This is a genomic window from Treponema ruminis (genome assembly GCF_014201975.1).
In the GTDB taxonomy this organism is placed as follows: domain Bacteria; phylum Spirochaetota; class Spirochaetia; order Treponematales; family Treponemataceae; genus Treponema_D; species Treponema_D ruminis.
This window is the reverse complement of sequence record NZ_JACHFQ010000002.1, coordinates 327,497-342,415: the sequence shown is the minus strand read 5'-3', so window position 1 is coordinate 342,415 and position 14,919 is coordinate 327,497. Positions and strand designations below refer to the sequence as shown.

General features: G+C 40.0%; 16 protein-coding genes. 14 read left to right on the top strand and 2 right to left on the bottom strand.

Going from position 1 to position 14,919, the window contains the following annotated elements:
* Window positions 1–12: 12 nt before the first annotated feature.
* Complete coding sequence (locus HNP76_RS03965) at window positions 13–2,052, top strand: SpoIIE family protein phosphatase (RefSeq protein ID WP_184657712.1); 2,040 nt, start codon at window positions 13–15, stop codon at window positions 2,050–2,052.
* Between the two features lie 12 nt (window positions 2,053–2,064).
* Here the strand turns inward: HNP76_RS03965 and HNP76_RS03960 are convergent, their stop codons facing one another.
* Window positions 2,065–4,650, bottom strand: coding sequence for a helicase-related protein (locus HNP76_RS03960; protein ID WP_221301049.1), 2,586 nt, complete (start codon window positions 4,648–4,650; stop codon window positions 2,065–2,067).
* Window positions 4,651–4,853: 203 nt separating this feature from the next.
* Between HNP76_RS03960 and HNP76_RS03955 the strand changes: the two genes are divergently transcribed.
* Window positions 4,854–5,210, top strand: coding sequence for a DUF2442 domain-containing protein (locus HNP76_RS03955; protein WP_184657710.1), 357 nt, complete (start codon window positions 4,854–4,856; stop codon window positions 5,208–5,210).
* Window positions 5,211–5,216: 6 nt separating this feature from the next.
* Here the strand turns inward: HNP76_RS03955 and HNP76_RS03950 are convergent, their stop codons facing one another.
* On the bottom strand, window positions 5,217–6,242 hold the full coding sequence (locus tag HNP76_RS03950; protein WP_184657708.1) for a helix-turn-helix transcriptional regulator: 1,026 nt from the start codon (window positions 6,240–6,242) through the stop codon (window positions 5,217–5,219).
* 106 nt (window positions 6,243–6,348) lie between these two features.
* Between HNP76_RS03950 and HNP76_RS03945 the strand changes: the two genes are divergently transcribed.
* From HNP76_RS03945 to HNP76_RS03890, 12 genes are all read left to right on the top strand, one after another.
* Window positions 6,349–6,522, top strand: coding sequence for a hypothetical protein (locus HNP76_RS03945; protein ID WP_184657706.1), 174 nt, complete (start codon window positions 6,349–6,351; stop codon window positions 6,520–6,522).
* A gap of 254 nt (window positions 6,523–6,776) precedes the next feature.
* On the top strand, window positions 6,777–7,220 hold the full coding sequence (locus HNP76_RS03940; RefSeq protein ID WP_184657704.1) for a hypothetical protein: 444 nt from the start codon (window positions 6,777–6,779) through the stop codon (window positions 7,218–7,220).
* A complete protein-coding gene (locus HNP76_RS03935) occupies window positions 7,220–7,651 on the top strand; it encodes a hypothetical protein (protein WP_184657702.1) in 432 nt (143 codons plus the stop codon). The genes HNP76_RS03940 and HNP76_RS03935 overlap by 1 nt, the downstream gene beginning before the upstream one ends.
* 139 nt (window positions 7,652–7,790) lie before the next feature.
* Entirely contained in the window at window positions 7,791–7,988 is a 198-nt protein-coding gene (locus HNP76_RS03930) for an AC76 family protein (RefSeq protein WP_184657700.1), read from the top strand.
* Window positions 7,978–8,334 (top strand): hypothetical protein, encoded by a 357-nt coding sequence (locus tag HNP76_RS03925; RefSeq protein ID WP_184657698.1) that lies wholly within the window; start codon window positions 7,978–7,980, stop codon window positions 8,332–8,334. The genes HNP76_RS03930 and HNP76_RS03925 overlap by 11 nt, the downstream gene beginning before the upstream one ends.
* 16 nt (window positions 8,335–8,350) lie before the next feature.
* Complete coding sequence (locus HNP76_RS03920; RefSeq protein ID WP_184657697.1) at window positions 8,351–9,535, top strand: ankyrin repeat domain-containing protein; 1,185 nt, start codon at window positions 8,351–8,353, stop codon at window positions 9,533–9,535.
* A 92-nt stretch (window positions 9,536–9,627) separates the two neighbouring features.
* Complete coding sequence (locus HNP76_RS03915; RefSeq protein ID WP_184657695.1) at window positions 9,628–10,005, top strand: hypothetical protein; 378 nt, start codon at window positions 9,628–9,630, stop codon at window positions 10,003–10,005.
* 49 nt (window positions 10,006–10,054) lie between these two features.
* Entirely contained in the window at window positions 10,055–10,237 is a 183-nt protein-coding gene (locus tag HNP76_RS03910; protein WP_184657693.1) for a hypothetical protein, read from the top strand.
* A 50-nt stretch (window positions 10,238–10,287) separates the two neighbouring features.
* Entirely contained in the window at window positions 10,288–11,112 is an 825-nt protein-coding gene (locus tag HNP76_RS03905) for an ADP-ribosylglycohydrolase family protein (protein ID WP_184657691.1), read from the top strand.
* 52 nt (window positions 11,113–11,164) lie between these two features.
* Entirely contained in the window at window positions 11,165–12,457 is a 1,293-nt protein-coding gene (locus HNP76_RS03900) for an ankyrin repeat domain-containing protein (RefSeq protein ID WP_184657689.1), read from the top strand.
* A 74-nt stretch (window positions 12,458–12,531) separates the two neighbouring features.
* Window positions 12,532–13,485: a hypothetical protein gene (locus HNP76_RS03895; RefSeq protein WP_184657687.1), complete on the top strand. Its 954-nt coding sequence runs from the start codon at window positions 12,532–12,534 to the stop codon at window positions 13,483–13,485.
* 88 nt (window positions 13,486–13,573) lie between these two features.
* Window positions 13,574–14,524, top strand: a complete 951-nt coding sequence (locus HNP76_RS03890) for a hypothetical protein (protein WP_184657685.1) — start codon at window positions 13,574–13,576, stop codon at window positions 14,522–14,524.
* Window positions 14,525–14,919: the final 395 nt, after the last annotated feature.

The window sequence follows — 14,919 nt, the reverse complement described above, 5'->3', positions numbered from 1 at the left end:
GGAGAAAACTTTATGAATTCAAAAGAAAATACCAGAAATCCGATACGGCAGAAGATTCTTAAGATGGTGCTTAGGATAGCAATTCTTGCGCTTATTGTGACAAGCTTGGTCGGTACGGTGACAATGATCCAGATTAAGCGCCTTGCAAGGAATACTTTGATTAAGCAGACTGTGACTAACCTTGACGAGACTGCAAGGCAGAGGACAAGTTTTGCTGAGTCAGAACTTAAAAAGTTTTCCGGTGATATAGGTCATTTTGCAAGCTATATCCACTCTCTTTATCTGCATCCTGAAGATTACCGGCCTCACCCGGTACCGGTTCCGTCTGCCGATAATGCAGGAATTTATGCCCTTCAGCGTACGCTTCTTTCAAAAGATTACAAAGTGTCTGACTTTAAGGATGAGCTTTATCTTCTTGGAAATCTTGAGCAGGTCTATCGTCCGGTAATCACTGCAAGCAATGAGACGATAATGTCAATCTATGCTGGCACAGAAAAAGGCTTCATGGTAGCCTTTGACGCTTTTTCTGACGGTGCCGTTCCGGAAGAGGGCGAGACTGAATGTTACTACAATTATATAGATGCTTCATGGTATAAGCTTGCCAAGGAAAGCGGAAAGGTCTGCTTTACCGATGTATATGAAGATTCTTTCGGACGCGGACTCATGATAAGCTGTGCTTCTCCATTTTATGATGCTTCCGATAAATTCGCTGGTGTCGTCTGTATGGACATCCTCATTTCTGACCTTTACAAGGCAACTGTAAGCATGGAGAATGAAAGCAGCATCACGGCCTTTCTGATTGACCGTAAGGGAAATTTAATCGTGCCGGATGATGCCATAAAAGAAGCTTTTGACATCAAAAATCTTGATGAGAACCTTCGCTCAAAATTCTATGACAGGGAAAGGGGAGTGACTCTTTCTTCAAACGGCGTTTACTATGCCTATGCCCCTGTTGAAAGCACCGGCTGGGAATTCTGTCTCTGCGTGCCTCAGGAAATTGTGCTTGAGTCTGTACATTCCATGAGCCGTTCGATTTTATACGCCATAATTCTCTTTGTTGTCATCCTTCTGATGATTATTACTATTGTCTCAATGAAAATCCGTGCCTTCTCGCTTACAATCACTCATCCTCTTGAAGCGCTTGTGAATGACGTAAAGGTAATCAGCCAGGGCAATCTTGACCGGCGTGCCCGCGTTTTTGAAAACGATGAAATCGGTGACGTTGCTTCCGGCGTAAATGCGATGTCCCTGGCACTCAAGCAATATATTTCTGATTTGACGGCTGCCACAGCTGAAAAGGAGCGTATCGGAGCTGAGCTCAGCGTTGCGACTCACATCCAGTCAAGCATGCTGCCGATTATTTTCCCGCCTTTCCCGGACAGGGAAGAAATCGACATTTTTGCTTCGATGAATCCTGCTAAGGAAGTTGGCGGTGACTTCTACGATTTCTTCATGGTTGATGACCGCCACATTGCAATAGTCATGGCTGATGTTTCTGGCAAGGGAATTCCTGCGGCTCTCTTCATGGTAATCGGTAAGACCCTCATAAAAGACCATACCTCTCCTGGGGTAGATCCTGCTGATGTATTCATGACCGTAAACAACCTTCTGTGTGAATCAAACGGTGAGGGGCTTTTCATAACCGCCTTCATGGGCATTCTCGATATGGTGACAGGTGAATTCCGCTATGTAAACGCTGGTCATGAGCCTCCTTACATTTTCCATGACGGCAAGTATACAATGCATAAAATTCCGTCTGCTTTCGTCCTTGCTGGAATGGAAGACATGAAGTACAAGTCTGGCAGCATCATTCTTGAGCCTGGCGACAAGGTCTTCCAGTATACGGACGGCGTAACTGAGGCAACTGATGCAAATAAACAGCTTTACGGAGACGAGAGGCTTGATGCCATATTGAACAAAACTGGTGGCATTCCTGCAAACCAGCTTCTTAAAGCCGTAAAGGAAGACATCGACGCTTTTGTCGGGGAGGCACCTCAGTTCGATGACATTACGATGCTCTGCCTGGAATACAAAAAGCGGATGTCTGTCTAGAAAATATTGATTTTAGTCGTAGAGAGAATTCAAAAGTCTGTAGACTGAGTTGATTCTCTCTTTTCCGTCGACAGAAAAATCAATGTTTTCATCAACAAGAGTTTCAAGGCTTGAAAGGCTTTCGTTGAGGGCTGTGGCAAATCCACGGCTCATCTTGAACCAGTAAGTGCCCCTTCCGTCCGTAAAGAGTGCGAGGAAAGCGTATTCCTTTGTCTTTTTGGACATGGTGATTCTCAAGATTTTGTTCAAATCCTCAATCAGCCTGTCTGCCATTCCTTCTTCGTGGATGTCAAAATTGCGCTTGCACCAGTCTTTTTCGGTGATTGGATTCAGGTTGAGGTTTTTTACGACCTTGCAGGCAAGTTCCAGCTTTTCTCCGTTCAACAAGCCTGCTCCGTGCATGAGGATTTTCGAGCGGATCTGGGCGTAGACGGCCATTTTGTTCTCGTCGCTTTCTTTTTGAATCGCACTCTTGAATTTATTGTAGGGCAGGATAAGGATTTTCTTTCCCTTCTGCTTTTCGATTTCAAAAATTTCGCCTCCGATGACGATTTCATTGTCGTTCTTTTCTTTGGCTTTGCGGCCGCCGAAGTGACCGTCATCCCGGCCGAGCAATTTTCCCTTGACGGCTGCGAATGTAGAGCCCTTGTATTCCAGATTTCCAGTGAGGCTTCTGCCTTTTTTGCTTCGGATTGCCCCGAGTTTTGCTTCGAGGTCCGGTGAGATTTTTGAGAGAAGCGATTTTGTGAGTGGAGAGACGCTCATAGCAAAAGTACGGCTTGTGCGGACGATTTCTCCAGCCACGATGAAAAGCGGGTCGGTGCGGAACATCGATGAGCCCGGATGAATTGAAATGTGGTCGGCTGTAAGTGAGCGGTAATTTTCCTTTCCCTCACGAACGCAGACGAACTGAATCATGCCGCTTGCGATACAGCAGAGGTAGTCGTCCATGCTTCCGCCGCTTCCGATTGGAATGCCCAAGTTCCCGATTTCTTCTTCGAGCTGCTGCTTGATGTTCGCGATTTCAGCCATGACACGCTCGTCGAGGTAGTTGTTCTGGCAGAAGCGGACAGGATTTTTCATCGACTGATATGTGCGGAAAAGCTTAACATAGCTTACGAAGTCGCCCTGAATGTCACGGAAAGCGTGGTGGGCTTTTCGGGCATCAGTTTCTTCTCCTGGAGGAAGGATGAAAGGCGAGTGGGTGCTCATGAAGGCGGCCGCGATTACGGTTTCTTCAAGAACTTCCGGGTAGCGCATGATGCTTTCGACAAGGATTCGGCTTACGCGCGGTTCCAGCGGAAATTCAACCATGAGCTTTCCGATTGATGAAAGGGTGTGGTCTTCGTTGAGGGCGCCCATCTGGTTTAAGGTTTCGACGGCTCCAAGAATGTCTTCTTTTTGAGGAGCTGAGATGAAGTCAAATGTGTCAAAATCCGTGATTCCAAGCTCGCTCATGCGGAGCACGACTTCGCTCAAGTCAGTCCGGTAAATTTCTTCGGTTGTGTATTCCGGTCGGGTGTCAAAATCCTTGCGGCTGTAGAGTCGGTAACAGGTGCCCGGCTGGGTTCGTCCAGCACGCCCCCGCCTCTGGTTTGAGCTTGCCTTTGAGACCGGAGTTTCGTTGAGGCTTGAAGTGAAAGTCTTTGGGCTGTAAAAATTAAGCTTGGCAAGGCCTGAGTCGATTACGGTTGTGATTCCGTTGATAGTTACGGAAGTTTCCGCGATGTTAGTTGAGAGAACGACCTTCTTTTTGCCGAAGGGGGCAGGGTCAAAAACGCGTTCCTGCTCTTCTTTCGGAAGACGACCGTAAAGGGGCACGATGTGGATTTTGGAATGAAAATCCGAGAACTGAAGGCGTTTTGCGCAGTCCTTGATGATTTTTTCGCCCGGAAGGAAGACCAGAATGTCTCCGTCCTCATGATTGTCAAGGACGCGGTCGATAGTCTTTTCGATTTTGGAAAGAAGGTATTCGCATCCTGTCGCGGTCGCCGTGGTCGTGCTCTGACCTTTGAGGGGCGGATCGTAAACCATGGTGACCGGGAAAGTCTGAGTGTCTATCGTGACGATAGGGCAGTTGCCGAAATAGGCGGAAAAAGCCTCGGCGTTCATGGTTGCGCTTGAAACGATGACTTTGAAATCCGGGCGGGCAGCAAGTACGCGCTTTAAAAGCCCCAGTACGAAATCGATGTTGAGGCTTCGTTCGTGAGCCTCATCGACCATGATGACCGAATATTTTGTCATCCACGGGTCAAGCTTCATTTCCTGAAGGAGAATTCCGTCCGTCATGATTTTGATTTTAGTGGTGACGTCGGTTTTATCCTCAAAACGCATTTTATATCCGACAAGCCCCGGATAAGAAGTGTTGAGCTGCTTTGCAATGAATTCTGAAACGCTGAGGGCTGCAATTCGTCGCGGCTGGGTAACGGCAATCACACCGTTTTCGCTATATCCCGCCTCATGCAAAATGACAGGAATCTGCGTGGTCTTTCCACTTCCTGTAGGCGACTGCACGACAATGACCTGATTTTCGCGCAAACATTCGAGTATCTTTTCTTTCTGTTCGTAGACCGGTAATTTTTTGTAGTCAATAGACATAAATTTATTATAGATGAAAAATGCGGGATTTACAATGTTTGAGTTTTCCCCCCGAAGTAATGATTTCGTCAATTGACTGATATCGTTTTTTTCTTTCCGGTTAACTCTACTGCCATGTTTATCTTTCTATAGCGAGTTTTTATAAATGGTGGTATAATCGCAGTAAAGCAGGACTTGTTCTCAATCGATCCGTTACGATAATCATGCCTAAATCAGTAGAATACTATCTTTCAAAAGGTTTTGACTCAAAAATGGCGGAATATTTCGCAAGTGGCAGGAAAAAAATCCTTTCTGTCCAGCCAAAACATGATTTTTCACTTCTGCTTTCATTTGACAATGGTGAAAAACGAATTTTCGACATGAAGCCATTCTTGAAAAAGGACACTGTTTTTGAGCAATTTTCAAATTTCGATGATTTCAAGCGGGTTTATATTGACTCTGACCACTGCGTTTGCTGGGATAAAAATCCCCAAATTGACAGCGAAACAAACTGGAACAACAAGGTGGATTTGTCCCCTGATGTCTGCTATGTTGAAAGCCTTCCTGTGACAGGTCAGTGACGCTTTTCATCTTTTTTCAAGCGCATTCACCCTTTCGAGCCTTCCTTTCCAGTCGTCGACCAGTTCTTTTGGCTCAAGAGGCCATGCTTCGTCCGCCCACTGCCAGACCCACCTCTCTATAGAAAATAACTGATTACTTTTGAAGCTCAGTATGATTCCTTCTCCTTCCTTTCCCGGATTTTCACTGTCGGCTGTGACTTTCTGATTTTCGCCCCAGATTCTGTTTTTGGCATAGCGGGCGGCATAACCGTGAAGGTGAATCTTGAAGTCGAGCTTTGTGTCGTGGCACATGCAGCCGAAGGAGCCCAGAGTCATTTTTCTGAAATCGTAGTCCTTGGGTAACGTGAAGATTTCGTCCGTCAGCTTGAGGTTTTTGATTTCGCTCAGAGTGTAGCGGCGGCGGCCCTGCTTTATCACGTCAAAAGCGTGAAGATTCCAGTTTCCGTTGTCAAAAATGAGCTGCCAGGGCTGAACGCGACGGAAATGTGGTTCGCTGTCCGTGAGCGACTGATAGTCAAAAGTTATCACGCGGTTTTCATGCAAAGCCTTGTCCAGAAGCCGCCAGATTTGAGCCGGAACTTCCTTGTTGGGGGCGCCTACGAAAATAATCCTGTCATTTTCGGGATTCTTTTTGATTCGGATGTTCTCAAGTGTCAGGTCGTGGTTTTCAATCGAAAGTGATTCAAAAACTTCCTGAGCTTCCTTGTAAAGGGGATTTCCCTTGACCATATCCATCAGCGTTTTAATCAGTTTTGCGGCTTTTGCGGCGTTTTCGTCCGTGTAGAAGCGGGGAAGGCGATACTTTGGGTCGGTGTAGAAATATCCGTTAGTTTCAAAATCCGTGTCGATTGGAACGGCGTACTTTTCCTGAAGTTCCTTAATGTCTCGGAAGAAGGAAGTTCGGCTGGTATTGATTCCGTATTTCTCGCCAAGCTCGGAGATGATTTCCCTCCATTTTAGTTTCCGCCCAGAAGCGATGATTTCGTCAATTGCCTGATACCGTTTTGCCTTTTCGGTGAAGTCTACTGCCATGCCTGCGTACTCCTTAATTCATTCCCGTGCATTGGGAATCGCTCTGAATTATAGTTTAACGTATAAAACGTAAAATGCAATTTTTTTCTGCAAGAGGAGGCAAAACATGAAGAAGTTTAGGAAGAGCTTGGTAAAAGAAATGCGTATTCATTTAGCTTTACTATTTATTAATCTTATAGGCATTGCCAGTGCTTTTTGTGAAAAGCCAAGGACTACTCTTTCGAAATACAATAATAGATACGAACTTGATAAACGAGTTGTAAAAACAATATTTATTTAATCGGGTCCGTGATAGTCTGAATGAAGATGTTTATGTTGAGCCATGGTGCTGGAATCCATATAGGTATACAATGGAAGATAATTGGGACTCTTCTTATGACCCCAAATTTAATATTGAAAACGAAACATATATATGGCTTAGAGAAGCCGGGGTGAAGCAATAAGATAGGGGGGGGTAGAGAATGTAATGTTGATAATATTCTCTTTGAGTTTGATAATTAATTGAATCTGGAATAGAATAATATAGGACTAAATATGTTGCGAAAAAAACTTATAGAAGTAGTATTGGAATGGCAGAATAAATTTGGAGTTGCACCGCAAATTACAAGTTCGCTTTCAGAATATGATGCTGCAATGTTGGTCGGAATGGCGGAAGATGAATATTCTGAATACATGCAGGATAAAACTGCTGTCAATAAAGGTTTTGATTTCATTTTTAATGGAACAAAATATCAAGTAAAGGCGAATCGCCCAAGTGGCAAACCGGGAAGTTTTGTTACAAAAGTCCCTAAAGCAACAAACTACGATTGGGATAAATTGATTTGGATTTTATATAACAAAGAATATGAAATTCAAGAAGCGTGGGAATGGGATGTAGAAGACTACAAAGCAGAATTTGACTCTAAGAAGAGACTTAGCCCAGAAGATTATAGAAATGGAAAACTGCTGTATAATATAAATTCTAACGGGAAAAAATAATGTTTGTAGATTTAACTGGAAAAAAGATTCTTATTTGTTATATCAAAAATTCTCTCAATGAAGTAGTGTCAGAAAAACCTTGGCGAAAAAGTCTGTTGGATTGTGTTTGTAAATATTGGGAAATTCCAAATGTAGCAAAAGCAAATGCGGTAGACTTTATTGTTGGAGTAGATGAAAACAAATGCATCGTAGTAGTTGCGAAACTAAATGCAAAGGGATGGCAGAAAGTTTCTGAGCTAGAAATAAAAAATGAAGAACCTGTATTGAAGAATAAAAGTTTCTTAAATAGATATGCTTTTGAAGGAGAGGATATTTCAAAATCTCCAGAATCAAAAAAGTTGATTGGTGCAAAACTGCCTGATACTATAAAGTTTGAACATGGGATAACATATCCTCTTTACTGTGATGATGGTAAAATAATCCCTTGGTAAATTTTATTAACCTCATTTTCAATTAATCTCTCTCTTCTTCCCAAAAATAATCCTCATTCCCGTGCATTGGGAATATCCTTGCTTTATAGTGTACTTCATAAAGCGGAAAAATCAATTTTTTCCCGCAAGGAGGACCGAAATGTTGGACGAGGAAACACTCGCTTTTTTACTGGCATTGCTCATTGCTTTTGTCGTTTTCGTTATTGTGCTTAACCCGTATTTCTGGCAGGGATTCCGTAATGCGAAATTTATTGATGACTTGAAAAACGAGCAGCGGAAAAACTCAAAGCACGAAATGAATCTCATCGAACCATGGGGGGATAGTCATGAAAAATGAACTTAATATTGTAACAAGGCAAGAGACTTTCAATGATCTTGCGGTTCGTGAACTTGCAGAGGGGCGGTCGGCTTGCATTTGCAGCATACAATTCGGGCGGTGCAAAAAGGAAGACTGCAATACCTGTTCAATAAATAAACAATATAACAATTGTTACAGACAAATGTCTGACTATGACAAGCAACGGCTTGCAAAGTACATTTCAGAAAACTACATCCGTGACAGCGTAAGTCCCCAGAAATGGATGACTTACAGAGGACTGTGCCTGAATACAATCAAATGGTGTGTCATCGCATTACTTTCATTTGTCTTACTTGTTCTTCCACTTGCCATGATGGGGGGCTGAATAATATCTTGCGTATATGAATAAAAATTTCCTTTATTTTACTCAGAGACTCTGTACGATACCGGCAGCCATTCAAAGCAATTTGTACGAAAAAATAAAGAAATCAGATTTTCTTGTTGCTGATGACAAGGGAATTCATAGGCTTATTGGATTGAAATATTGCGTGGAGACAGATTCTGCCCCGATTGTAACTTGCATCTGCATGCGGCATGAAATGGCTTATGCAAAACAAATCGCCTTCTCATTGGGAAAGAAGATTTTTTATCACTCAAACTTTTCTGCAAAACTTTTTGCCAGCTCAGAAGGAAATGACATTTCTCCAGGTAATTCTTCTGCTGCGGTTGATCTTTATATTGCTTATTTTCATGAAATCAATAGAAATAAAGATGCATTTAATAACATTATTCGTGTTTCAAGATTTGGCGTAAAAATTCACGGGCACCTTCTTAAACCCTTTTTTAGGCTTAAGGACTTGATTATGATAATCGGGAAACCTGATGAGCGTGAATGGTTTGATTCTGAAGAAAAAAGCATGGAAATATGCTCCTGGAATAAAATCGGATTACGGACTTACTCGGAATTTTGGGATAAAAATCATATTAAAGGTGTTTTTATCTGCAAAAAAGAAATTCCCGGGAAGAAAATTCAACCTTTTTGGGGTGAGTTATTTATTAATGAAGAACTGTTTGAGGAAAAAGAGACTGATGGAATTTACGAAAATATAACAGCAGGGAAGAATGCAATTATTGTTACTGCAAGAAAAGATGAAAAATGCAAGTTATGTTCAAAAGATGAAGCAGATTTCATTGCAATTGATTTTTATAAAAAAATTAACCTCACTGTCCTCTGTAATCAGAAAAAATCTTTATTGAAGTTAATCAAGGAAGGACACAATATAAATTCTAAAATCGGTTTTAATCAAGAACCTATCCTGACCGTCGCAATAACAGAAAATTTTCCCGACATCGTAAAAATCCTTATTGATGCTGGAGCTGACCTGAATGAGCCAAACAGGTGGGGGATTACACCGTTGATGAGGGCAATAATCTTGAAAAAACTGGAATTTGTAAAGCTTCTCATTGGTAACGGTGCTGATAAAAAAATGCGGGATAAAGACGGATTTTCGGCTCTGGATTATGCCAGAATGCACGAACTCCCATCAGAGATTATGGAAATCCTAGAATTTTCAGAAAACGCCTGAAGTTTTTCCATTCCCGTGACTTGGGAATGATACTGCTTTATATTCTGTATCGTAAAGCAGAGGACTGCAAAATCTTTCTGCAAGGAGGCGTTATGAAAGAAGATGACGAGATTCGGTTAGTCACAAGAGAGGAGACATTTAATGATCTTGCTGTGCGTGAACTGGCAAAAGGACAGGCGGCCTGCATGTGCAGATTACAGTTCAAACGCTGTTCGAAGAGTGAATGCAATTCTTGTCCAGCTAATAAGAAGTACCAGAACTGTATAGCTCAGATGTCGGAATATGACCAGTTGCGGTTGGATTCTTATATCGCTACATACTACGCGAAATACTCTGCTAATCCTGATCAATGGATGTCACACAAGAGGTTTGTGATTTCCTATATCAGGCTCTTCTTTCTTATGGTGGCGTCCATGCTTATAGTTGGTCTGTTCTTCGGTTTTATGGCAGACCTGTATATTAATTCGTAGAATTCTACAAATCTAAATATAAAAGATGATTGTTACAGGAGAATATTATATGGATAGAGAAATCATTTTTTGGATTGTATTTTTTTGTGTCGGTATGCCACTGCTTGTATTTGTCGTTTGTGTATTGCTGAACCCCGAGTTCTGGCAGGGATTCAGAAACAGCAAGTTTGTCGATGAACTGAAGGAGGATAAGAAGCAGGTCAAGAAGTCACGTTCAAAAGAAATCATGTGACATCTGCGATACCATTGACTTGTTTATGCTGGGAGAATAAGGAAGAATCTATGTACGGAGCAATTATTGGAGATATTATTGGGCAGCCTTTTGAATCCATGATTAATAAATCAAAAGAATTTCCTCTTTTTGGTAATAGACCTCATTTCACAGACGATACGGTCATGACGCTTGCTGTATGCGACGGCATTTTAAAAGCAGGATTAGACGCTGGTAAAAAGGAAATGAAGCTTTCTATAATAGAAAGAATTCGTCTTTGGGTAGAAAAATATCCTGCTGCCGGTTATGGCAAGATGTTCAAAAAATGGCTGGGCAAAAAGAGTTATCGTCCTTATAAAAGCTTTGGAAACGGAGCCGCAATGCGTGTAAGTTCTACAGGATGGCTTTTCGACAGCCTTGAAAGAACTCGTGAAGTTTCCCGCTGGTCTGCCGAAGTAACTCACAATCACAAAGAAGGAATAAAAGGGGCAGAATCAGTTGCATCAGCAATTTATCTTGCCAGAACTGGAGCGAGCAGAAAAGAGATAAAAGATTATATCCAAAAGAAATTCAAATATGACCTTTCAAAGACCTGTGACGAGATTCATCCGTCATATTGCTTTGATTCAAGCTGTCAGGGAACCTGCCCTCAGGCAATTGCTGCCTTTTTGGATGGAGAGAGTTTTGAAGATGTTATTAGAAATGCGGTTTCCTTAGGCGGCGACAGCGACACGATTGCTGCAATTGCCGGCAGTATTGCGGAAGCGTATTTTGGAATACCGGAGTTTTTCAAAGAGAAAACAATGGAGTTTACGAAAGACGATATGCATGAGGTGATACGAGATTTTGAGGCGGTAGCAAGGAAGAGAGTGTATGAGGTGGATGTTTTGGTGTGAAGAAAGGAGCGGAAAATTTGTTTTTTGGGAAATTTGGGGGTAGAATAATATAATGACTATTGCTGAATTTTTAAAAGAAAAAAATCAAAAACTCACTAAGATTGAACTGGCTTTAAATGAAAAGAAATTTTTTGATGCTGTAAAATCTGGAAACAAAGATGTTATTAGACAACTTGTTAATAAGGGGATTAATGTAAATATAAAAGATAGTGATGGTTGGACTGCGTTAATGCTTGCAACATTACATGGTGATAATGACAAGACTGTAAGACTTTTAATAGAACTTGGAGCTGAATTAGATATTCAAAATGATGAAGGCGAAACTGCATTAATGTGTGCGATTATTGCAAAAGCCACACATAGTGCAAAACTTTTAATCTCGAATGGTGCTAATGTAAATATCAAAGATAATAATGGAAGAACGGCTTTAATGTTGGCGGCATTAAATGATTCTAGAGATATTGGGGAAATACTTATTTTAGAAGGTGCAAACATAGATTCTATTGATAGTCAAAGAATGTCAGCTTTCGATATAGCGGTTAAAACTTGGATATTTAGAAAAAATGATTTTTTCCTTAAAGACAAACCAATTCAAAGTTTGGTAAACTTAAATAGAATTAATTATATTATACAATCCATGCATTGTTTAAACAATACTGGAGATTATATTGAAATATCTGAAATTTTTAATATATTTCCACAGAAATATGGATATGAAATAGATGAATCAGATTTGAAGAATTATATAAATAAATATAACTCTTCGCATACTGATAGAATTCTTAAACTTATTGATGAGCATTTTATTCTGATATTCCCAAGCAATAAAGAAATAGAAAAATTCATATTACAGACTTTTGCAGAATATCGGGCAAAATCGATAAAAATAAAAGAACTTCAAGATGCTTTTAATAAAATATATAATTGTAAGTTTGACAAAAATGATTTACAACTTTTTGTCAAGTTTTATAATAGTGAAAGTAATGATACAATAATTTCCATAAAAAATGAAGAACTGATTCAAATAAATTTATTTTTTGCTAATGAAGTACCTAATGGCTATTTGTTAAATTTTAGCGATAGTAGTATTCTTAATAAAATGGGAGCAACATGGTTTGTTTCATACTCTTATTTCGAGAATATTGATTATTCTCATCGAAACTGGGAACGGGTTTCAACATGGCCATCAAGAAAATCAAATTATAGAAACAGTTTATCATTTCATGAATTATGGTTAAAACAGGTTTTACTTATGGATGATACGAGGTTGAACACAAATGAAATTGGATTAGATTCTAAGGATGTAAAGCGCATGGCAAAAGAAATATTGATAAAAATATTATAAAGGCATTTAAATTTTATGTTTTATGGATAGATAAACATAATTATAGATTACTCTATTTTCAACAGGAGATACAAATGGCAGGTACAGTAAAAAGAACAAATCTAGGTGATGCAGCAAATATTTTTGTAAGATGTATGCTTAGTGATATAAGTGATCTACTTGGAGGTTTTTCAAAAGAAGAGTTAAAACGAACCCTAGAATACTTTGATTATAAATGTCCATATACAGGTGAAGATATTTCTGTAGAATATGAAAACGGAAAATGGGTTTTAGACCATTTAATTCCTCATAACAGAGAATCTGTAGGATTAAATTTATATGGGAATATAATTGTTACGACAAGAACAACAAATTCTGCAAAAGCAGCAAAATCATTTGAAGATTTTATAAGATTTGAAACAAAGGGCACTGACGAAGAAAAAGAAAAAAGAATTCAAAAAATTAGAAATTTTCAGAAAGAATCTGGATATTTTAATAAAGTTAAAAATATTGATGAAATAAAAGAACTTTGTAAAAATGAATACGATTTTATTCAAAATCGATTAAGAGAACACAATGCTGATTATGAATCAATTTTGGGTATAAAAAGGGAAGTTTTTGAAAATCATTCTAAAAGAGTTTTTATTGCAAATCCAATAAAAAAAGATATTTCAAAATCCATGACCACAAAGAACAGTATAGTTAAAATATCCAAAAATCAAGCAATTCAAATCCTTAGAAGTGGAGGGGTTCCGGTTAGTGGCCAAATAACATTTTCATCTGAGAATTCTGGCGTATATAAATATTGGGCAAATCCATCTGTTAATTATATTTACAATGATTGGTGGCTGATTTTAAATGACATAGATAATAGAACACTATACGCTTTTTTTATTCCAGCCAATTCAATTCAAGAAGAAAAGATCCTTGTTAGAACTGATAAACCTGAATTAATTGATATTCAAATTAACTATGATGATGACTTATTTATGGATAGTAGAAGTAAAATTTGCTTCAAAAAATGGTTAAAAAAAGATTTAAAATATTAACCTCTCCATCTTCATTCCCGTGACTTGGGAATCTACATGCGGTAAATTCTCTTCATACTGCGGATTTTAGCGGTATGAGGAGAAGCCTATGAAAAAGAAAAATCTTGTCGTTTTATGCTTTGTCTGTCTGATTTCAAAGCTTTTTGCCGGAAATCTCATAACCAGCCGAAGACAGATTTCCCCGCGCATGAACGAAAAAATCCTCAGCACGCTTCAGGAATCTCAATTAAATGTCTACGATTATAACGGCGACGGAAAAATCAACTGCATCGATTATTCCTGCATTTTCAAGCTGACCTGGGATTACAATTTTCCCGAGGAAGCATACCGCTGTGAACTTATCCGAAACCACAACGGGGATGTAATGAATCATCTTTTTGCCGGAATCCGTGACGAAAATTACAATATCATCGAAGTTGAGACTTGGGCACCGAACCCGAATCAATATCTTATGTGCGAAGTCTGGCCTGAAGGCAGGTATAACCGGGACTTCAATTATTACGGTGAGACCGAACGCTGGCTTTCAGAAGGAAACAGGGTTAGATTCTCATGGAAAACAACCAGCCCGCCAAACGAAAATTCTTACACATATCAATCGTCATACTCAACACGGTCATCGTCTTCATTGAAGGGCTATATTTGTTTTGGATATACAGGAAGTCTTGAAAAAGGCTCTTCTTCTGAAGCTGAAAAATACGGCATTGAGTTCAGCTCGGAGACTTTTGCTGATGCCGGGGATATTTTCGCAATTTTTGCTGTTGATTACTTTAAGGACTATACTGAAGGGGAAAAAATCGAAGCCTTTCTTTTGGGATTTGACTGGGGCTACGGGGTTTTCGATTTTTTTCAGCCGTATTTTGGTGGCACGCTCGGAGTCAAATGGAATAATTCCTTCGACGTTGAAAACATTGATTTTGCATGGAAAGTTAACGGTGGCATCCGAATTCCGATTTCTTCATTCTGTTTTCGTGCTGACCTTTCTTACAACACAATTATCGGAACTTCTGGAACGATTGCGGCAGGCGTGACATTAAGATAAAAGAAGATGTTCCCGTGACTTGGGAACGACACTACTTGTATTTGTCGTTTGTGTATTGCTGAACCCTGACTTGTCCGCTTTGCGGTAGAAATGCCTTATCCCCTTCTTGCCTGTCCCTGCTGAGAATATTAACTAGTCGTGTTACGGTCTGTAGACTGGCTATAAACGTGTCGTATACTTACAGTACAGGGATAATGGCATAGCTGTAAAGGAGTCGTTAACAGTCAGTAAATGGACTGATTACACTACTGTACAGGGAGCATAATCTAGCTAGAGTATGCTTTCAATCTAGGTAGAGTGTATTAATAATCTAGTTAGGGAGAATGACACGCTTAGATTGAGTGGATTTTCTCTGCGGCCTTTAAGGGATTATAGACAGAATTTCTTCTGTCCAT